General features: G+C 48.8%; 21 protein-coding genes. 12 read left to right on the top strand and 9 right to left on the bottom strand.

Annotated elements, in window-relative coordinates; translation table 11 throughout:
* The first annotated feature begins 12 nt into the window (after positions 1 to 12).
* The 5 genes from HPY31_RS24585 to HPY31_RS24565 all read left to right on the top strand — a co-directional run bounded on the left by HPY31_RS24585 (position 13) and on the right by HPY31_RS24565 (position 4256).
* The gene (locus tag HPY31_RS24585; RefSeq protein ID WP_253901929.1) at positions 13 to 1083 is read left to right on the top strand and encodes a PAS domain-containing sensor histidine kinase; all 1071 of its coding nucleotides are present in this window, start codon (positions 13 to 15) and stop codon (positions 1081 to 1083) included.
* Positions 1055 to 1711, top strand: a complete 657-nt coding sequence (locus tag HPY31_RS24580) for a response regulator transcription factor (RefSeq protein ID WP_012684149.1) — start codon at positions 1055 to 1057, stop codon at positions 1709 to 1711. Before HPY31_RS24585 ends, HPY31_RS24580 begins: the two co-directional genes overlap by 29 nt.
* A 197-nt stretch (positions 1712 to 1908) precedes the next feature.
* A complete protein-coding gene (locus HPY31_RS24575; RefSeq protein WP_012684150.1) occupies positions 1909 to 2076 on the top strand; it encodes a hypothetical protein in 168 nt (55 codons plus the stop codon).
* A 23-nt stretch (positions 2077 to 2099) separates the two neighbouring features.
* On the top strand, positions 2100 to 2567 hold the full coding sequence (locus tag HPY31_RS24570; RefSeq protein WP_012684151.1) for a cytochrome c oxidase subunit II: 468 nt from the start codon (positions 2100 to 2102) through the stop codon (positions 2565 to 2567).
* Positions 2568 to 2582: 15 nt separating this feature from the next.
* Positions 2583 to 4256 carry a b(o/a)3-type cytochrome-c oxidase subunit 1 gene (locus HPY31_RS24565; RefSeq protein ID WP_172142868.1) on the top strand — a complete coding sequence of 558 codons (1674 nt, stop codon included), beginning with the start codon at positions 2583 to 2585 and terminating at the stop codon, positions 4254 to 4256.
* Positions 4257 to 4314: 58 nt separating this feature from the next.
* Here the strand turns inward: HPY31_RS24565 and HPY31_RS24560 are convergent, their stop codons facing one another.
* Positions 4315 to 5070, bottom strand: a complete 756-nt coding sequence (locus HPY31_RS24560) for an SDR family NAD(P)-dependent oxidoreductase (RefSeq protein ID WP_172142825.1) — start codon at positions 5068 to 5070, stop codon at positions 4315 to 4317.
* Positions 5071 to 5197: 127 nt separating this feature from the next.
* Here HPY31_RS24560 and HPY31_RS24555 point away from each other — a divergent pair, with 127 nt between their 5' ends.
* A complete protein-coding gene (locus HPY31_RS24555) occupies positions 5198 to 5830 on the top strand; it encodes a nitroreductase family protein (protein WP_016738817.1) in 633 nt (210 codons plus the stop codon).
* 106 nt (positions 5831 to 5936) lie between these two features.
* On the opposite strand, the gene HPY31_RS24550 is transcribed toward HPY31_RS24555, so the two are convergent.
* The 3 genes from HPY31_RS24550 to HPY31_RS24540 are packed head-to-tail and all read right to left on the bottom strand — an operon-like array spanning position 5937 to position 9427.
* A complete protein-coding gene (locus tag HPY31_RS24550; protein ID WP_041749213.1) occupies positions 5937 to 7331 on the bottom strand; it encodes a sensor histidine kinase in 1395 nt (464 codons plus the stop codon).
* The gene (locus HPY31_RS24545; protein ID WP_172142823.1) at positions 7318 to 8025 is read right to left on the bottom strand and encodes a response regulator transcription factor; all 708 of its coding nucleotides are present in this window, start codon (positions 8023 to 8025) and stop codon (positions 7318 to 7320) included. Before HPY31_RS24545 ends, HPY31_RS24550 begins: the two co-directional genes overlap by 14 nt.
* Positions 8026 to 8062: 37 nt before the next feature.
* A complete protein-coding gene (locus tag HPY31_RS24540; RefSeq protein WP_172142822.1) occupies positions 8063 to 9427 on the bottom strand; it encodes a VCBS repeat-containing protein in 1365 nt (454 codons plus the stop codon).
* A 254-nt stretch (positions 9428 to 9681) separates the two neighbouring features.
* Between HPY31_RS24540 and HPY31_RS24535 the strand changes: the two genes are divergently transcribed.
* The 3 genes from HPY31_RS24535 (at position 9682) to rpmG (ending at position 12196) form a co-directional block, all read left to right on the top strand.
* Complete coding sequence (locus tag HPY31_RS24535; RefSeq protein ID WP_172142821.1) at positions 9682 to 10638, top strand: hypothetical protein; 957 nt, start codon at positions 9682 to 9684, stop codon at positions 10636 to 10638.
* Between the two features lie 169 nt (positions 10639 to 10807).
* On the top strand, positions 10808 to 12022 hold the full coding sequence (locus HPY31_RS24530) for a GTP-binding protein (protein WP_172142820.1): 1215 nt from the start codon (positions 10808 to 10810) through the stop codon (positions 12020 to 12022).
* A 24-nt stretch (positions 12023 to 12046) separates the two neighbouring features.
* Complete coding sequence (gene rpmG, locus HPY31_RS24525) at positions 12047 to 12196, top strand: 50S ribosomal protein L33 (protein WP_012684162.1); 150 nt, start codon at positions 12047 to 12049, stop codon at positions 12194 to 12196.
* A 1-nt stretch (position 12197) separates the two neighbouring features.
* Here the strand turns inward: rpmG and HPY31_RS24520 are convergent, their stop codons facing one another.
* The 5 genes from HPY31_RS24520 to HPY31_RS24505 all read right to left on the bottom strand — a co-directional run bounded on the left by HPY31_RS24520 (position 12198) and on the right by HPY31_RS24505 (position 15838).
* Complete coding sequence (locus HPY31_RS24520) at positions 12198 to 13355, bottom strand: glycerate kinase (RefSeq protein ID WP_172142819.1); 1158 nt, start codon at positions 13353 to 13355, stop codon at positions 12198 to 12200.
* Positions 13356 to 13445: 90 nt separating this feature from the next.
* Positions 13446 to 14609, bottom strand: coding sequence for a cation:proton antiporter (locus HPY31_RS24515; protein WP_172142818.1), 1164 nt, complete (start codon positions 14607 to 14609; stop codon positions 13446 to 13448).
* A gap of 265 nt (positions 14610 to 14874) precedes the next feature.
* Positions 14875 to 15009, bottom strand: coding sequence for a hypothetical protein (locus HPY31_RS29065; protein ID WP_012684166.1), 135 nt, complete (start codon positions 15007 to 15009; stop codon positions 14875 to 14877).
* A 26-nt stretch (positions 15010 to 15035) separates the two neighbouring features.
* Positions 15036 to 15326, bottom strand: coding sequence for a hypothetical protein (locus tag HPY31_RS24510; RefSeq protein WP_172142817.1), 291 nt, complete (start codon positions 15324 to 15326; stop codon positions 15036 to 15038).
* Between the two features lie 98 nt (positions 15327 to 15424).
* Positions 15425 to 15838: an Lrp/AsnC family transcriptional regulator gene (locus HPY31_RS24505; protein WP_172142816.1), complete on the bottom strand. Its 414-nt coding sequence runs from the start codon at positions 15836 to 15838 to the stop codon at positions 15425 to 15427.
* A 118-nt stretch (positions 15839 to 15956) separates the two neighbouring features.
* Between HPY31_RS24505 and HPY31_RS24500 the strand changes: the two genes are divergently transcribed.
* The 3 genes from HPY31_RS24500 (at position 15957) to HPY31_RS24490 (ending at position 17714) form a co-directional block, all read left to right on the top strand.
* Positions 15957 to 16715, top strand: coding sequence for an MBL fold metallo-hydrolase (locus tag HPY31_RS24500; protein WP_172142815.1), 759 nt, complete (start codon positions 15957 to 15959; stop codon positions 16713 to 16715).
* Positions 16716 to 16866: 151 nt separating this feature from the next.
* The gene (locus HPY31_RS24495) at positions 16867 to 17460 is read left to right on the top strand and encodes a winged helix-turn-helix domain-containing protein (RefSeq protein ID WP_172142814.1); all 594 of its coding nucleotides are present in this window, start codon (positions 16867 to 16869) and stop codon (positions 17458 to 17460) included.
* Complete coding sequence (locus HPY31_RS24490) at positions 17457 to 17714, top strand: hypothetical protein (protein ID WP_172142813.1); 258 nt, start codon at positions 17457 to 17459, stop codon at positions 17712 to 17714. Before HPY31_RS24495 ends, HPY31_RS24490 begins: the two co-directional genes overlap by 4 nt.
* The last annotated feature ends 10 nt before the right edge of the window (positions 17715 to 17724 follow it).

Genomic DNA, 17724 nt, shown 5'->3' with positions numbered 1-17724 from the left:
AAAGGAGGAGCCATGGGTACGTCGAGTGAAGTGCTTTCCCTGATGCAGTCCATCTTTGCCAACGTCAGCGATGCGATCCTGGTGATTGATCAGGAGGGACGAATCGTAAAAGCCAATGCTGCGTTGGAGCAGATGACGGGCTGGACAGAAGAAGAGCTGATTCGAGATAAACATATTTGCGAGCTGTGTCTCGGAATGGCAACGTGTATGGAAGAAACGAGCTGCGCGGATTGCTTTTTTAAGCGCGTGCAAATGCCTTCATTCGAAATGAGGCTCCGAACGAAATCAGGTGTGGATTACCCTGTCGCTGCCAGCTCAGCGAGACTAGAGGATGAATCGCAGGGGAAGCTGGTCATGATTTTGCGTGATATGTCTGCGCAACAGCGAGTAGAAAAAGAGCGCTACCAGTACAAGCTAACGAATTTTGCGATCCAAGCACAAGAAGAAGAGCGAAAGCGCATCGCCCGGGAGCTGCATGATGGCGTAGGGCAGGCGCTTTATAGTATTTTAGTGGGGCTAAACGTAGTCAGACAACGAGAATTGAGCGAGCCGGTTATGCAGCATGTCGCGGAATTGGTGAATATGACTTCCAAGGCGATGGAGGAAGTGAAGCGTATGGCACTGGAGCTACGTCCATCTGCACTGGATGATCTCGGTTTACTGCCTGCCTTACGTTCGTTGATGAAACGGGTGGAAAAGACGTTTCATATCCAGGTGGAGCTGCATGTTCAGGGGGAAAAACGCAGATACTCCGCTGCGATGGAAACAGCACTGTACCGGATTGTACAGGAAGCCATGACTAATACGGCAAAATACGCAAAGGCAAGCCATCTAGGAATCATGTTCGAGAATAGGGAGAAGGAAATTGTCGTCACGATTGTGGATGACGGCGTAGGATTTGAAGTAGAGAAAACATTGAAAATCGGCAAAGGTCTCGGTGTGTTTGGCATGAAGGAGCGTGCCCAGCTGCTTGGTGGTACCGTTGATATTCGCTCCGCACCCGAGGAAGGAACGACGGTGATCGTCCGAATTCCGGTGCCGAAGGAGGTAGAGGATGAGCATTCGTGTCTTGATCGCCGATGATCATGCGATTGTACGCTCTGGGCTGGGGATGCTGATCAACGCCCAGGAGGACATGGAAGTCGTCGGATATGCGGCTGATGGAAAAGAGGCATGTGAAAAAGCATGGGAGGTCCGGCCCAACGTCGTCCTGATGGATTTGAGCATGCCGCCTGGGGAAAACGGCTTGACGGCAACGGCCAGACTGAAGGAAACGGCACCAGACATTCAGGTGCTCGTGCTTACGATGCATGATGACGAGGAATACTTGTTTCGGGTACTGCAAGCCGGTGCTGCCGGCTATATTTTAAAAAGCGCCCCTGACCTCGATTTGATCACGGCGATCCGCTCGGTCAATCAGGGCATGGCGTATTTGTATCCATCTGCGACGAAATCTCTGATCGAGGAATTTCTGCAAATGGTCAAGAACGGTGAAGAGCAGGCCAAGTACGACATCCTGACTGATCGGGAAAAAGAAGTGCTGGTCTTGATCGCAAAGGGCTTCAGCAACAAGGAAATTGCCGAGCAGCTCACTGTTTCCGTCAAGACGGTAGAATCGCATAAAGCGCATATTATGGAAAAGCTCCACCTGCGTACGAGGCCTGATTTGGTGCGGTATGCGATTAAGAAGGGCTGGCTGGATTTTGAGTAAGGACGATCCCAATACGGGGTCGTCTTTTTTTGTGTCGAACCTGTGACCAAAAATGGTCATAAAAAGGTCGAAATCAGGGGTTTCCCGGAACATTTTAGGGGATTTCCCCGAATTACTTCCAAGGGGTTCCAGCGTTAGAATGAAGGCGTGAAAACTACACCGCGCCCGTGAGGCACGTAGGAAAGGAGAAGAGCGCGATGGAGACGCAAGTTAACAAGGCGGAGAAAGGCAAGAAATCAAAATCCAGCAAGCTGCAAACGGACCAGGAAGACTTGAAGGGAACGTTTGTCGCGGTTCTGATCGTCGGAGGTATCATTCTAGTCGGTTGGTTGGGTGTATTTGGGCTTTTCCTGGATAGGGCGTAATAAGGAAGTAAAGGAGGGTACTTATGCATTTGCATCGATATGAAAAAATCTGGTTGATGCTTGGCGCAGGCGGTTTGGCCTTATTTATTGTATTGTTGTGCGTCAATGCTTTTGCCATGGGGATGGCTCCGCCAAGTAATATGGAAATGATTGACCCGGAGAAGGTTACGGAGACGCCTCCTTTTGATAAACCAGGCTTGAAACAGGTAGGAGACAACGAATACGACGCTTACATGACAGCATTTGCTTTCGGCTTCTCTCCGACCAAGATGGAAATACCAGTTGGCGCGACGGTGAATTTCCACGTCACGAGTCCAGACGTTATTCACGGATTCCAGATTCCGGAGACCAACATTAACTTCATGGTTCTGCCTGGACACATCAGCTCGGCGACACACACGTTTGACAAGCCAGGTGAGTATTTAATCCTTTGTAACGAATACTGTGGTGCAGGTCATCAGGTAATGGCGACCACGATTATTGTGAAATAAAGGTAGGTGAATTCTATGGTAATCGCACGGAAGATCGACGATACACTCCCCCATGTTCCGGTTCAGCGTTCTGCGGCAAGGCTTAGTTTGGCCTATGTGTGGGTAGCTTATATTGCATTCGGTTTGGCAGCTGTGGCTGGGATGGTACAGGGCATGGTTCGCGGTGGAATCATGGAACTACCGAGCTGGACAAATTACTATCAAATTTTGACCGCCCATGGCGTGTTGATGGCACTTATTTTTACCACGTACTTCATCGTCGGATTTATTTTCTCAGGAGTCGCGCGCACGACAGGTGGTTCCTTGCACGGAGCCGCTCTGAAATTTGGATGGGCCGGCTGGATTCTCATGACGCTTGGGACGTTGATGGCTGTTGTCACCATTCTGTTGAATGAAGCCTCTGTCCTTTATACGTTCTACGCACCACTGAAAGCATCTCCGTACTTTTACATTGGTTCTGCCTTGCTCGTAGTAGGCAGCTGGCTAGCGGGATTCGGGGTTTTTGCCAGCTATCGTAAATGGAAACGCGAAAATAAAGGGAAAACGTCTCCGCTGTTCCTCTACATGGGAGTCACTACTTACATTCTGTGGATTACTGCGACGATTCCTGTAGCGGTGGAGGTTCTGTTCCAACTCATCCCGTGGTCACTCGGGTTGGTTCCGACGATTAATATTATGCTCAGCCGTACGCTGTTCTGGTTTTTCGGTCATCCACTCGTTTATTTCTGGCTATTGCCTGCTTATATGGCGTGGTATGTATGTTTACCAAGAATCATTGGCGGTCACATCTTCAGTGATTCGCTCAGTCGACTCGCCTTTATCTGCCTGCTGTTGTTCTCGATTCCTGTCGGGTTCCACCACCAATTGATGGAGCCGGGGATCTCACCAGCATGGAAAATGATCCACGTTACACTGACGCTGATTGTTGTAATCCCGTCTTTGATGACAGCATTTTCGATGTTTGCCATTTTTGAAACAACTGGACGTAAAAAAGGCGGAGTTGGACTTTTCGGTTGGTTCAAAAAACTGCCTTGGACAGACGTACGTTTCTTTGCTCCATTTGTAGGGATGCTGTTCTTCATTCCTGGCGGAGCTGGGGGAATTATTAATGCAAGTAACCAGATTAACGCGGTCGTACACAATACGATTTGGGTTACCGGTCACTTCCACATCACAGTAGGGGCAGCTGTTGCGCTCACCTTCTTCGGTGTCACCTTTTGGCTAATTCCAGCATTGACCGGACGGCGGTTGACCAAGACTGCGAATCGGATGGGAATGGTGCAAACGGTATTCTGGGCAGTAGGAATGTTCTTGATGTCGCTCGCTATGCACACGATGGGCCTGCAAGGGGCGCCACGCCGCACGGACTATACAACGTATATGGATCACCCGTTAGCTCTGGGCTGGATGGATTACCAGCGCGTGATGGCCTTCGGCGGAGGACTGTTGTTCGTATCTGCGATTCTCTTGATCGTGATCTTGCTGTATCTAACTTTCTACGCACCAAAAGGGAATACAGAATATCCGATTGCCGAGACAGAGACAACGCAAGAAGTTCCAAAAATTTTGGAGCGCTGGCCAGTTTGGATTGGATTGGTCGCCTTCCTGATTATTCTCGCGTACGGTTATCCGATTATGCAACAAATTCAGCACCAAGCACCAGGCTCGCCGCCTTTTGTGACTTGGTAAGACAATACGTACGAAAAAAGCCGCTCATTCCATTTGGAAGCGAGCGGCTCTCCTGTTTTTATGGTTCGTATATCATCTTGCGGGTCATTCCGCCATCTATAATCAGCTCAGTACCCGTAATGAAATCGTTGTCCTTTTGTGTCAAAAATAGACAGGCACGGGCAATATCGTCGGGTGTTCCTACGCGACCTGCTGGATGCTGGGCATGATCACCGGGACGAAGAGCGCCATATTCGCGGTGTTCAATCCAGCCGGGAGAGATCGCGTTGACACGAATCCCATCGGGGCCGAGTGAGACACCAAGCGCATGTGTTAAGGATAAAATGCCTCCTTTGGAAGCCGCGTATGCCTCCGAGTGCGGCTCGGACATGTGCGCCCGCGTCGAACAAAGATTAAGGATAGCGCCTCCACTATGGCGACGCATGATTTTGGCTGCTTCCCTCGATGCGAGAAAAACACTGCGCAAATTTGTGTTCAAGATATGGTCCCACGCTTCGACGGTCAGTTCATAGGGAGATTCCCATACGGACAAGCCCGCGTTGTTGATCAAAACATCGAGTCGCCCCCAGCGTTCATCGACGGTTCTCATCAATTGTTCGATCTGAGCTGGCACGCTGACGTCGATGTGCTCGAAATGTGCAGTTCCCTTCACTGCTTCTGTCGAGTTAATTAGCGAGGCCGTTTCCTCTCCCGCAGCACGATTGTACTCAGCGATGACGACATGTGCTCCTTCGGTAGCATACATGGTGGCGACAGCTCGTCCGATACCTTGGCCACCGCCAGTGACGATGACAATGTTATCCGTGTATTTCATCGAGAGTGCCTCCAAACAATAGGGTATGAAGCGAATTGTAAAAAGTGATTGCAAAATGTTTGTAACGATAATAAAGTAAGTAATATCTTTTTAACAGCGTACTATACAGTATGGAGGAGATTCAATCATGAATACAGAACTGAAAATTACCGCTGAACAGGTAATGGAAGCCCGTCACAGCGTACGTAAATACGATCCGAATGGAAAAATTCCACAAGGCGAGCTGAACGAAATTCTGCGTCTTGCAGCAAGTGCGCCATCGTCCTGGAATTTGCAGCATTGGCGTTTCCTCGTCGTAACTGATCCTGCGATCAAAGAAAAACTGCTCCCAATCGCATACAATCAGCAGCAGGTAGTGGATGCTTACGCTACGATCATCATTCTCGGCGATTTGGAGGCTTACAAGTCTGCTCGCCCTGTTTATGACGAAGCATTGGCAAAAGGTTACGTTACAGAGCAAGTACGGGAGACCATGATCGCGCAAATCGAAGGGGCGTACAATAACAACCCGGAAATCGCACGTGATGAAGCAATCCGTAATTCGTCCTATGCAGCGATGCAGCTCATGCTGGCGGCAAAAGCAAAAGGATACGACACGTGCCCAATGGGTGGCTACAACCGTGATGCGCTCATTAAAGAGCTGAATATCCCATCCCGCTATTTGCCAACACTCATGCTGACTTTGGGGAAAGCAAGCGTGCAAGCTTATTCGACTTCCCGTTTCGGCTTGGATCAATTGGTTATTCAAAATAGCTTCTAATATCGTGTTCCAACAGCAAAAAACTCATCCACGCCACATGTATCAATGTGGCAAGGGGTGAGTTTTTGTCATTTCTTCTTCAGGAGAGCTACCCGCTCTTCCTGCCTTATTGATTCGCCAACAACGGTAAATCCACCATAATCGATGTTCCTTGACCAAGGGCACTGCTGACCGAAAACCGTCCGGCATGGAGTTGAATGATCTCTTTGCAGATCGCCAATCCCAAACCACTGCCGGAGAGCTTGGAGCGTCCTTTGAAAAACTTTTCTGTGACATGTGGCAGGTCTTCTGGGTTAATGCCTTCGCCAGTATCCGTGACGGTAACAAGAAGCCTATCGGCTGACAAGGAAGCTGCGATGACGATCGAGCCATTTTGTGGCGTGAATTTTAACGCGTTGTCCAATAGATTCACAAATACTTGCTTCAGCCGATTCGGGTCTCCCATAACGATAAGTGGGGTGGGGGGAGTCTCCAGCTTCAACTCGATTTGTTTTGCATGGGCACGTACTGAAAATTGAAGATGCAAATCTTGGAGAAGCTCCCGGACATCCATAGGTACACGAGACAATTTCATCTCACCGGATTGAAACTTTGAGAAATCGAGTAATTCCTCGACGAGCCCGATCAAACGATCTGTTTCCTTGGAGATGACCTCCAGACCGAGCATCGTCTCCTCAGGTTCTTCCAAACCACCCGAGATAAGTGTTTCGCCCCACCCTTTAATCGACGTAAGTGGGGTACGCAGTTCATGGGAGACAGAGGAAATGAAGTCATTTTTCAGCTTTTCGTTTTTCCCGATCTCCGTTGCCATGTAATTGAAAGTATCCGCGAGAGTTCCTACCTCATCATCGAATCGTTTTGGAGCGCGGACAGAAAAATTTCCTTCTGCCATTTGTTTAGCCGCGTTGGTTAAATCTTCGATAGGGTCAACGATTCGTTTTGCCATGAGCAGGCTGAGTGCAAAAGCCAGGATGACTACGCCTGTCCCAACGCCAGCGCCGTACAAGGCAATGCGATTTACTGCTTGGTAGAGCGGTTCAGCAGAGATCGTGTACCGCAGAACACCTACAAATTCTCCGCTGTACGTAAGCGGATTGGACACCGCGATGACACGCTCCCGCGACTGTGGACTTTTCCCGATGTAAAGACCACTTTGACCCTTGAGGGCATCCATCACATCAGGGGTATTGATGATCTCGCTGGTCTGAAAGCCGTAGGAGTTGAGAATGACTTTTCCTCCTGGATCCAAGACTTCGATTTTGGCGTATTCCTGATTCGAAACATTCTCCAAAATGTATCGTGCTTTGTCTTTTAACCGATAGCCAGTGGCGTACTTGTTAATAAAATTGGTGAAGGTCGTGCTGCGGGTCACTAATGCTTCGGTCGCAGTCCCGATGTAATACGTATGAACGGCCCAGTAAAACAGTCCTTCCAAAAGCAACACGATCAGAAGGAGGATCAGGCCGAAATGAAGAACCAGCCTACTCTTAATGCCTTTCATCCGAGACGTCCTTTCGCCACAGGTAGCCATACCCCCAGACAGTCTCCAGGAAGGCTGGATGAGCCGGATCGTCCTCGATTTTTTGCCGGATTCGGCGGATATTCACATCAACGATTTTTAAATCCCCGACAAAAAATTGACCCCAAACTGCTGTCAAAATCTCGTCCCGACTGATGGCTTTATTCGCATTTTCTGCGAGTAATTTGATGATGGCAAATTCTTTTGGCGTGAGGTCAATTTCTTGCTCCACCCGAATTAGCTTTCGTTCATCGAGCAATAGTTTGAAGGGGGCGATGTTAATTTCATTTTTGTCCTCGGCTTCAGGAATGGGTGTCAATCTGCGGTGCAACGCTTTGACACGGGCCAGCAGTTCCGCAGGGCTAAATGGCTTGGAGACGTAATCGTCTGCCCCGAATTCGAGACCCATGACTTTGTCCAGCTCCTGGCTTTTGGCCGTCAACATAATGATCCCGAGACGCGGATATTTTTTTCGTAGCTGCCCACATACTTCGAAGCCATCAATGCCGGGGAGCATGACGTCGAGAATCGCGATGACGATGTCTGTTTGTTGATCTGCGAGATCAAGTGCTTCTTCTCCGGTTCCAGCCTCGATCACCTCATAGCCCTCGCGCTTGAGATTGATGCGCACAAAATCCCGGATGGATTTCTCGTCTTCCAGTAATAGAACCTTCATTGGGCAAATCTCCTTGATAAGGATTTACTATTTCACTTTATTCCCGGTTCGTCATCGGTTTGTAGAGCTGACGAATCTCCTCCGCGGTAAGCTGCATGGATCGATATTCCGCGAGAGCAGCCTTTCCAAGGGTAGGGGTTGTTTGCGGTAAAATGGCGATCAAAACTTGTTTTCCCTCTTCCTTCAGCAAAATGTAGGGAACTTGCTTTTGTTTCAATCCGCTTTCAAATTTGATCCATTCGTTTTGTGGAATACTTTGCAGCGTTAGTAATTCCGCCTTATTTTTCCCATTCGCACCGTAATATTGGAATCGGACTAGAAGTGGATTCGTATCATGGTTGATGGAGATGGTGTACTTTTCGCCCCATTTTGCCGGAATCTTGAGGTCAAAGCCCTGTGTGTAATTTTGATAATGATCCTCGATGTGTTTCAAGCCCGTTTTCCCGTCCCATTGGAAGTAGGAGGAGACCCAGGGGATTTCCGCCATGGCTAAATCCTCTGTCCCAGCGGGTTGTATCTTTGTGCCGATCTCGATGATGCCATCACCGTTGATATCTTCACTTTCCAAAGAATACGGCTTGAAGGTCAGGTCCATCTCTCCTTCTATTTTTGCCAAAGGGTTGGACAGTTGTCCATTGTCCCAGAGGAGTAGTTCAGTGGAAGCAGAGTGAGCACCTAATCCAGCATCAATAAATAGTCCGTTTCGGTTTGGCGATGCTTTTCCGATGATAGCCTGATAGTAACCATTCACATATCCGTCAAGGGCTATCTCCGTCTTTTTGGCTATTGTGCCGTTCGCCGCTCCATACAGCTCGGCTTTGGATGTGAAGTTATTTTTATCGAGAACAACGAGAGCGAGATCCGCGTGATTATCTCCTGTCAAATCGCCTACGGTCATAATGGTATAGGGCTGCTTCATCAATTCCTGGGTCATATTATTCGCTAGCGAATAAACGGAGAGCTCCTTGTTCAAATCTTCGCCGCCGCCCATTCCAATCAGCATTTCCGGAATTTTGTCCCCTGTGAGATCTTGAAAGGAGACGTAATCCAATTCACTGCCGACACCAGTAAAGGAGGAGAGCTTTTCCCAGTTTCCTTGCTTTTGGGTAAGCACAAGCACACCGATTTCATAATCGGTTTTTTCGGTTTTGTAAAAAGCGACGACCTCTGCAACCCCATCTCCGTTTAGATCCTGTAGGGAGACGGCACTGGCTTCTGCGGGATGAAGAGGAACAGATAATTGTGACCCAGCCGGCAAAAATTGCATGACGGCCTGATTAATCGATTTTTGATCGCCGTCTGCTGACGGGGCGCGCATCAATTCATTGGGTGTATCTGTGAGTCCGCAACCGCTAACAAGCGAGGCGCAGAGTGCTGTCGTTACGAGCCAAGCCTTTTTCATTTCAAATGTTCCTTTCTATTGCTGCATCCATTTGACTATATTGTAGCTTGCCCATCCCGCGAATTTGTTGCAAAACGGTAAAAAAACCCGTTTTCGAGCTTTTCAAGAACGAACGAACATGCTCTAAGCTACCTTATACAGGAAAAAAGTGCGAGAGAACAGGGAACATTGTACTAGCAACAATTGACCTAGCAAATTCGTTTAAAAATGTAGGATAGGAGTTGGATGTTATCTATACGAAGGAGGAGAATAGGATGAAAGCATGGCATAAAACGATGGCGGCAGTTCTTTGCAGCGGCACAGTTCTCATGGCTTCGGGCATTGGGGCTGACCCCGTTCAAGCGAGCGGCACCCAATCGCAAGCATTCGCGCCGGTAGTCTTATTGCAACCAGAGCAAAATATCCCGTTCACCATACAATTTGTCGATGGATTTGTGGCAAAAGTAACGAACACAAAAACAAAAGCGACGAGTACAGTAGATATATCGGACAATAAGGCTACGTATGTGAAGCAAGGGATTTATCATGCCAATGGAAAGCTGCAAAAGGCAACCAATGGATATACACAAAAGCTGGTGGAGCTGGTGCCATTCCGGGATGCGAAAGGCAACCTGCGTTACATGGGCAAGCAAATCTTGCATGGGCTGAACACAGAGGATCGTTTGGCAGTGGCGACCAGTGTGTGGAACGTCGTCGAAAAACAACCGCAGCTTTTACAGGTAACGGTTCAAAAAGCAGACTGGGACAATATGCCGTCGCCAGATGTGACGATTAATAGCGGCTTCAGTATGAGCAGCGATAGTACATTTGTCCTTGACTCGAAGTATGCAGACGTGACGGGGGACAACATCAAGGATCACATTTTCCTTATAGGCGATAAGATGGGCGTATCGATGAATCAGACGGCCCATAACCTGCGTGTCGTGGTTCGGGAAGGGAAGGATAATCAGCAGACGTTTATCTCTGTTGGAAAGCACGACAGTGGTATTCTTCCGAAGCTCGCCATCACAGATGGCAATGCCGATCAGGTGAAAGACATCCTCGTCACGATGCCGACTGCGACAGGTCATGTGTATAGTCAGCTTACGTGGAAGGAAAATCGCCCGCAGCCAGTCGTCGACCAGGGGAAATTAAATGATCGTCAGGCGTACCAGCCAGTCATTGGGGTTTATGGTGAAGCGATTGATATGAATAAGGCGAAAAAACAATAGGAGAGTAGGCGTGGACGAAATCAGTCAGAGTGGAATCTGGCTGATTTTTCTTCAGTTTCTCAAATCGTAACAATTACGTTTTGTATTGACTCTGGATATTTCAATGCGTTATGATAACCAACAAATCGTAACAATTACGTTTTGAGGAAACTGAAAAGGAGAACCTGGCATGAACATGATTGAAAAGAAAATCCCTGTCACAGTCCTGAGCGGGTACTTGGGAGCGGGCAAAACGACGCTACTGAACCATGTCCTGAACAATCGGGATGGGCTACGAGTCGCCGTGATCGTTAACGATTTGAGCGAAGTAAACGTAGACGCTTCTCTTATTCTTTCGGGTAGTGGTCTTTCACGCGTGGATGAAAAGGTCGTGGAGCTGTCGAATGGCTGCATTTGCTGCACCCTGAGAGAGGATTTGCTGACGGAGGTAGAGCGTCTGGCTTTGGAAGGACGGTATGACTACATACTGATTGAATCGACGGGAGTAGGTGAGCCGGTTCCTGTCGCCCAGACTTTTACATACGTAGACGAAGAAAATGGCATCAATTTATCGTCCCTATGCCGCCTGGACACGATGGTGACCGTAGTAGATGCGTACCGCTTCTGGCATGACTTTTCGTCCGGAGAAAACCTGTTGGACAGAGGGCAGGCAGTTGGTGAAGAGGATATTCGTGAGGTCGCGGATCTGTTGATCGACCAGATTGAATTCTGTGATGTGTTGATTCTGAACAAATGTGATCGTGTTGCTCCAGATGATTTAATCCAGCTGGAAGCGATTCTGCGCAAGCTACAGCCAAATGCTCGCTTCATCCGTGCTGTTCGTGGACAGGTGGACCCGCAAGAAATTTTGAATACCCATCTGTTCGATTTCGAAACTGCCAGTCAATCAGCGGGATGGATTGCTGAGCTCCAGAAGGAAGTACATACACCTGAGACGGACGAGTACGGAATTTCCTCCTTCGTGTATCGCAGTCGCAGGCCGTTTCATCCAGCCCGTTTTGAAAAGTGGTTGGAGGATTGGCCAGAGGAGATCGTACGTGCCAAAGGCTTTTTCTGGTTGGCGACACGAAATGATGTGGCGATGACACTCAGTCAGGCGGGGCCATCCATCGAAATCGGAACGGCAGGCTATTGGACTGCGGCGTTATCGGCAGAAGAGCAACAAGCCATTCTGGTAGAAGAGCCGGATTGGCAGCAAACATGGCATCCCGTACATGGGGATCGGACCACAGAGCTCGTCTTTATCGGGATTGATCTGAACCAGGAGCAAATCGTGAAGCATCTCGATGCATGTCTCCTGACCGATGAGGAGTACGAGGCGGACTGGAGTAAGCTGCCCGATCCACTCCCAACAGCAGATGCTGTTATCGAGACGACATTGTAACCAAAAAAGAGGAGGCTGACATCCATGCGCGTGAACATTACTCTGCAATGCACCGAAACCGGAGATCGCAACTATATCACATCCAAAAACAAACGGAATCATCCCGAGCGATTGGAATTGAAAAAGTACTCCCCGCGACTAAAGCGCTATACCCTTCATAGGGAAACAAAGTGATTCAAAAGATACGGTTAACACAATGCGGGAGCGGGATAGTAGCAATCCGCATAACCTGCTCGGCTGTCTGCTCCAAGAGTGAGGCAGCTTCGAGCATCGATTGATCCAGCGTCATCGGTTTGTTGGTGATGCTGACAACGGCAGAAACGCCTTTTTCATAAAGGGTGTCGATGCCATTTCCAATAGAGCCAGCGAGGACGATGACGGGAATGCCATACCGTTGCGCGACTTGGGCCACTCCACATGGCGTCTTTCCTTGAGCAGTCTGGAAGTCGACTTGTCCCTCGCCTGTGATCACAAGAGTGGCTTTGTCCATGGCTTCCACGAGTCCGGTCGTCTCGATCACAATCTCAATACCAGAACGCAGCTGACCATTCAGAAAAGCGAGAAGGGCCCCAGCGACACCACCCGCAGCACCCGTTCCAGGCAGATCGTGAATGGCGATGCTGCGGGTCTTTTCGATCAAGTCAGCGAAATGGCGTAAATGATCATCCAATTGCAGCACCATTTCGGGTGTGGCACCTTTTTGCGGGCCGAAAACGTGAGAAGCGCCATTGGATCCGACAAAAGGATTGGTGACATCACATGCGATGACGAAGTGGCAGTCAGCCAGCCGCTTATCAACCTGACTCGTGTCAATACGGCTCAGTCGTGATAATTCACGCCCTCCAAAAGAGAGTGGCTGATCGTTTTGATCGAGAAGCACATACCCGAGAGCTTGGAGCATACCAGCGCCTCCATCGTTGGTAGCACTGCCACCCAACCCCAGAATGAACTTGCGACAGCCTTGATCCAGCCCAGCTGTAATCAACTGACCAAAGCCATAGGTCGTCGTGACAAACGGGTTGCGATCTGCGGCAGAAATCAAGTAAAGGCCAGATGCAGCGGCCATTTCGATCACACAGGTTACACCGTCACCCAAAATACCGAATTCAGCAGAAATGTCCTGTCCGAGAGGGTTTTTTACGGTGGCGGTAAGTATTCTGCCATCTGTGGCATCGACCAGGCATTGCATAGTACCTTCGCCGCCGTCAGCCATCGGTTTCACGATGAGTTCACATTGCGGGAGTGCGCGTTGAATTCCTGAGCGAATAGCTTCGCCCACCTGTTTGGCAGTCAGGCTGCCTTTAAAGGAATCTGGAGCGATTACAATTTTCATGACGGTGTTCCTCCTATCCGAAGAGGGTATTTTTACCATAATAAAAAAGACTGTCTCCCGCGTCTATGGCGAGAAACAGTCTTTGTTGTGTTAGGCGTTCTTTTTCAACGCCATTCCTTCTGGCTGCGGTGTTTTCGAGAAGAACATTTTCATCATTGGCGGAGTGACGATGGTCGTCAAGAGTACGACGACAATCAGGACGGCGAACATGTCTTGCGTGAGCAAATTGTTCTCCAAACCAATGGCGGCGATAATGAGTGCCACTTCTCCACGCGATACCATGGCAGCACCAATGGCCATTGAGCTTTTCCACTGGAAGCCTGTGATTTTTGCACCAAAAGCACCACCGATGAGCTTGGAGACAATCGCGATGACGCTCAAGAGCACAATCAATCCGAGATTTTCCAAGATGCCAGAGAACTGTGCCGTTACCCCGATCGAGGTGAAGAAGACTGGCACGAAAACCGCGTAGCTGATGGTTTCAACCTTGTGCGTTACTTCTGTCTTGTAATTGGTTAAGCTGATGGCAACACCGGCGATGTAGGAACCGATGATGGCGGCAACCCCTGTATATTCAGCAAAATAAGCGAACAGGAAACAGATAATGAGAGCTGCGGAAATGACCGATTCTGTAACCTGCAACGGAGCAAATTTTTTCAAAACCCAAGGGACAACCTTCCAGGAAAGAGCGATGACGATGGCAAAGAACGCGACTTTTTTCAATACCACCATGCCGAGATTTACGTCGCCGCCAGCAAAGCTCATCAAGAAAGCGAGCGCGAGGATGACCAAAACGTCATCAATAACAGCAGCTCCCATGATCGTTGCGCCTTCTCTGGATTTTAGCTTGCCCAATTCCTTCAACGTTTGTACGGAAATACTCACACTGGTAGCAGAGAGCAGCAGGCCCAGGAAGATCGCTTCAATATTGGAGAGACCAATCGCAATCCCGGCACCATAACCGAGTGCAAGTGGCATGACAATTCCTGCGATACCTACGCTGGTTGAAGACTTGGCGGTGCGTTTGAACTCATCAATATCGGTCTCCAGGCCCGCGATAAACATGAGAAGGATAACCCCGATTTGACTAATTTCCTTGAGGATTTCTGTGTCTGTGACTAGCCCGAGAACGGTAGGACCTAGAACGATACCGATGAGTAGTTTCCCCAAAACGGATGGCTGTCCCAGCCGTACGCTGATGTCACCAGCGATTTTAGAGGCAATCAAAATGACAGCCAGCTGAAAAATAAGCATGTAGTTTCCCCCTTTTTACAAAATAAAAAAGAGCCCGCAATCACAGCTTTCTTTTTGTCAGCTAAAAAAAAGACAAAAAGAACCCTATGATGACAGGCTCCTCCAGTTACGAATCAAATATTCACTTATCATACACAAACATTGTAACAAAGCCAGCAGAAAAAGTAAACACTTGGTGACAAATGCTCCTCAGCGTCATTATCCAGACAAATGAAAGAAAGCCTGACCGTTAAAGGATGCGGTCAGGCTTTTGTATGTGTCATGCTTATTTGAAATTGGTAAAATCGGATACTTGCGCGAAGAAATCTGCCAATGCATGTATTCCTTCGAATGTTTGGTAAGCAAAAATAGGCAGACCCACAATAAACAACAAAGCTTCTCCGATGTATTTGGCGATCATATGATCAACCTCCTTTTGGATGTTCGTTACGCTACGCGATCCAAAACAAAGGAATCATATGTATCCATTTCGCTGTCTGTATGCTGCAAGCGCCTGAATAAGCGAAGGCGCTGCGGTTGCCTTGCCGCCATTGGATAAGTCTCAACTAACAACGTGTTAATGGGAGGTCGGTACATATCCGTGACGTTCTGAGGTAGAGCCCGGTTTTGCAGGCAACACTGTCTGAGACAAAAAACAGAAGTGAAGCATCCTACAAAAATCGCGACCAAGGCGAAGAAATCTTCCAGCGAAAACAGCAATAACAGCATATCTTCCATGGCGATTCTCCTCCTTTCGTATTCCTCATTCTACTCTTGTTCACAAAATCGTGCAATCTTAAAAATTTATGAGAGCGAATACATTGACAAACTACCAACTATTTCAATTTGTTAATCGATAGGTTGACACGGTAGTTCCCAAAAGGAAGCAGGGCATCTAAAAAATGATTGAGGGCCTCTTGGTCTGGAACATGTACGACCATAGAATAGCAGCCTTCTCCGCTAATGCGATGTGCTTGGACGATCTCGCTGCGACTTTTGATAAAACGAGTGAAGAGAGAATGATCGGTAGTGGTCATGAACATAGTGACCAGAGCAGTGAGGAAAGGGGCAATTTTAGCTTCATTAATGAGCGTCGTGTAGCCTTGAATAATCCCTTGCTGCTCCATTCGTCTAATGCGGTTGCCCACGGCTTGACCGCTTAGATGGACCTGTTCGCCGATGTCCTTCCACTGCAAGCGGCTGTTTTTGCGTAGCAAGGCAAGGATGGAGAGATCAATTTGGTCTAGCATGCGTAACTCCTTTCACGGCGAAAGTGGGAAGCCAGCAATCGTTTCGCGGCAACCGTTCACGGCCTTATACAATAAACGTACATCCATTATAGCGATAACGAGGAAAGGAAGAAATGACATGCAGATTCAGCTTGTACGACATGCTACCTTGCGTGTGGAATATGCAGGGCTGACATTTTTGGTCGATCCAATGTTTAGCACAAAGGGCGAATTGCCAGCCGTACCAAATACGCCGAATCAGCGCCCGAATCCAGGGGTAGAATTGCCCATATCCGTGGAGGAGGTACTTGTTGGTGTGGACGCCCTCTTGGTGACGCATACCCATTTCGATCATCTCGATGAAGCGGCTATCCGTATTCTCCCGAAGCATTTGCCTGTATTTTGCCAGCCACCTGATCGAGAAAAGCTGGTGCAGCATGGCTTCGAACAAGTCATTGCCATCGAAGCGGAGTATACATGGCAAGGTGTTAACCTGCATCGGACAGGTGGTCAACACGGAACAGGGGAAATTGGGCAGCAAATGGGGCCAGTATCTGGCTTCGTCTTGGCGCGAGCTGGTGAGCAGACGCTGTATGTGGCGGGGGATACGATTTGGTGTGAGGAAGTGGAGCAGGCCATCGTTGAATATCGTCCGGATGCCATCGTTGTTTTCGCAGGTGCGGCCCGGTTCTTGACGGGGGACCCGATCACGATGACGAAGGAGGATATCGTCCGTGTCGCAAATGCCGCGCCCGACAGCCGTATTCTCGTTGCCCACATGGAGACGTGGAACCATTGCTTGCTCAGACGTCAGGAATTGAATGAATGTTTGCAGGAAAAACAGCTATCTGGACGAGTACATGTTCCGCAGGATGGCGAAATCATCTCTTTTCATTGAGCGAACCGAATCGTAATGAAAAACAAGAGCTCCGCAGGTCATAGCGGGGCTTTTGACGTTGTCGAAAAATAGGCTTAACCATCATTTGACAAACAAAAATGAACGTAATAAACTATTTTTACGTAAATGATTAATGTCATGAGGTGTTGTTGTGGCGCACGAACAACTGGAAACATATGTAGTCGAGAAGCCGGAACAGGCGATGGCACTATTGAACCCGCTCCGTGCCGAGATTTTAAGCCGTTTGACAGAGCCTGCTTCAGCAGCAGAAGTCGCGCGTGGTATCAATGAAATCCCGCAGCGTGTCAATTATCACTTGAAGGCCTTGGAAAAGGTTGGATTGGTTAGGCGGGTAGGGAGTCGACAGGTGCGCAATCTCGTCGAGGTGCTTTATTTGGCGATTGCGCGGACGTATGTGCTCTCGGAAGGACTGAACTGGGGCAATGATACCGTTCAGCAAATGAAGGATCAAGGGTCGCTGTCTCATCTGGTCCAGACAGCAGAACGAATCAAGCGGGATGCCATGCTCTTGCTGGAGCGCTCCGATCAAGAGGTGGAGGTTCCGAGCGCATCACTGAATGCGAGTATTCAGCTTGCCAGTGCGGAACAGCGCAGTGCTTTTGTAGAGGAATACGTCCAACTGGTGAATCAGCTTGTGGCGAAGTATCAGCCAAAAGAAAAAGGACAAGAGACGTATCAGGTCGTTCTTGCGGTTTATCCAAAACAAGGAGGAGACGAGGCATGAAGGCACAAGCTGTGGAGTCAAACAAGTCCAAACCCGTAATCGTTTGGGAAAATCGTATCCAGCCACAATCTGATCAGGTCATTGCGATGCCGAGCCGAAACGGAAATGGAGTTGCGATCGAAAGAGAAGCAGCTGTTCAAACATGGTCAGTGGGTCCGGCGAGTAATCCGGCAGTGGTGACGCAGGTTTCATCTGGATTTAACAAAAAATCAGTGGCGGTTCCGCAAGCAACCAGCATGCGAATGGCAGCGTAAAGAGTTGAGC

The organism is Brevibacillus sp. HB1.3, from assembly GCF_013186635.1.
GTDB classification, from domain to species: domain Bacteria; phylum Bacillota; class Bacilli; order Brevibacillales; family Brevibacillaceae; genus Brevibacillus; species Brevibacillus brevis_D.
The sequence above is the reverse complement of the archived record's forward strand: the minus strand, read 5'-3'. Positions and strand labels throughout refer to the sequence as shown.

Excerpts from the sequence above, each read along its gene's own strand:
- HPY31_RS24570 (WP_012684151.1), top strand. The coding sequence starts at position 2,100 with ATGCATTTGCATCGATATGAAAAAATCTGGTTGATGCTTGGCGCAGGC.
- HPY31_RS24520 (WP_172142819.1), bottom strand. The coding sequence starts at position 13,355 with ATGAAAATTGTAATCGCTCCAGATTCCTTTAAAGGCAGCCTGACTGCC.
- HPY31_RS24490 (WP_172142813.1), top strand. The coding sequence starts at position 17,457 with ATGAAGGCACAAGCTGTGGAGTCAAACAAGTCCAAACCCGTAATCGTT.
- HPY31_RS24505 (WP_172142816.1), bottom strand. The coding sequence starts at position 15,838 with ATGCTAGACCAAATTGATCTCTCCATCCTTGCCTTGCTACGCAAAAAC.
- HPY31_RS24565 (WP_172142868.1), top strand. The coding sequence starts at position 2,583 with ATGGTAATCGCACGGAAGATCGACGATACACTCCCCCATGTTCCGGTT.
- HPY31_RS24535 (WP_172142821.1), top strand. The coding sequence starts at position 9,682 with ATGAAAGCATGGCATAAAACGATGGCGGCAGTTCTTTGCAGCGGCACA.
- HPY31_RS24500 (WP_172142815.1), top strand. The coding sequence starts at position 15,957 with ATGCAGATTCAGCTTGTACGACATGCTACCTTGCGTGTGGAATATGCA.
- HPY31_RS24575 (WP_012684150.1), top strand. The coding sequence starts at position 1,909 with ATGGAGACGCAAGTTAACAAGGCGGAGAAAGGCAAGAAATCAAAATCC.
- HPY31_RS29065 (WP_012684166.1), bottom strand. The coding sequence starts at position 15,009 with ATGATCGCCAAATACATCGGAGAAGCTTTGTTGTTTATTGTGGGTCTG.
- HPY31_RS24580 (WP_012684149.1), top strand. The coding sequence starts at position 1,055 with ATGAGCATTCGTGTCTTGATCGCCGATGATCATGCGATTGTACGCTCT.
- HPY31_RS24560 (WP_172142825.1), bottom strand. The coding sequence starts at position 5,070 with ATGAAATACACGGATAACATTGTCATCGTCACTGGCGGTGGCCAAGGT.
- HPY31_RS24550 (WP_041749213.1), bottom strand. The coding sequence starts at position 7,331 with ATGAAAGGCATTAAGAGTAGGCTGGTTCTTCATTTCGGCCTGATCCTC.
- rpmG (WP_012684162.1), top strand. The coding sequence starts at position 12,047 with ATGCGCGTGAACATTACTCTGCAATGCACCGAAACCGGAGATCGCAAC.
- HPY31_RS24555 (WP_016738817.1), top strand. The coding sequence starts at position 5,198 with ATGAATACAGAACTGAAAATTACCGCTGAACAGGTAATGGAAGCCCGT.
- HPY31_RS24585 (WP_253901929.1), top strand. The coding sequence starts at position 13 with ATGGGTACGTCGAGTGAAGTGCTTTCCCTGATGCAGTCCATCTTTGCC.
- HPY31_RS24545 (WP_172142823.1), bottom strand. The coding sequence starts at position 8,025 with ATGAAGGTTCTATTACTGGAAGACGAGAAATCCATCCGGGATTTTGTG.
- HPY31_RS24510 (WP_172142817.1), bottom strand. The coding sequence starts at position 15,326 with ATGGAAGATATGCTGTTATTGCTGTTTTCGCTGGAAGATTTCTTCGCC.
- HPY31_RS24515 (WP_172142818.1), bottom strand. The coding sequence starts at position 14,609 with ATGCTTATTTTTCAGCTGGCTGTCATTTTGATTGCCTCTAAAATCGCT.
- HPY31_RS24540 (WP_172142822.1), bottom strand. The coding sequence starts at position 9,427 with ATGAAAAAGGCTTGGCTCGTAACGACAGCACTCTGCGCCTCGCTTGTT.
- HPY31_RS24530 (WP_172142820.1), top strand. The coding sequence starts at position 10,808 with ATGAACATGATTGAAAAGAAAATCCCTGTCACAGTCCTGAGCGGGTAC.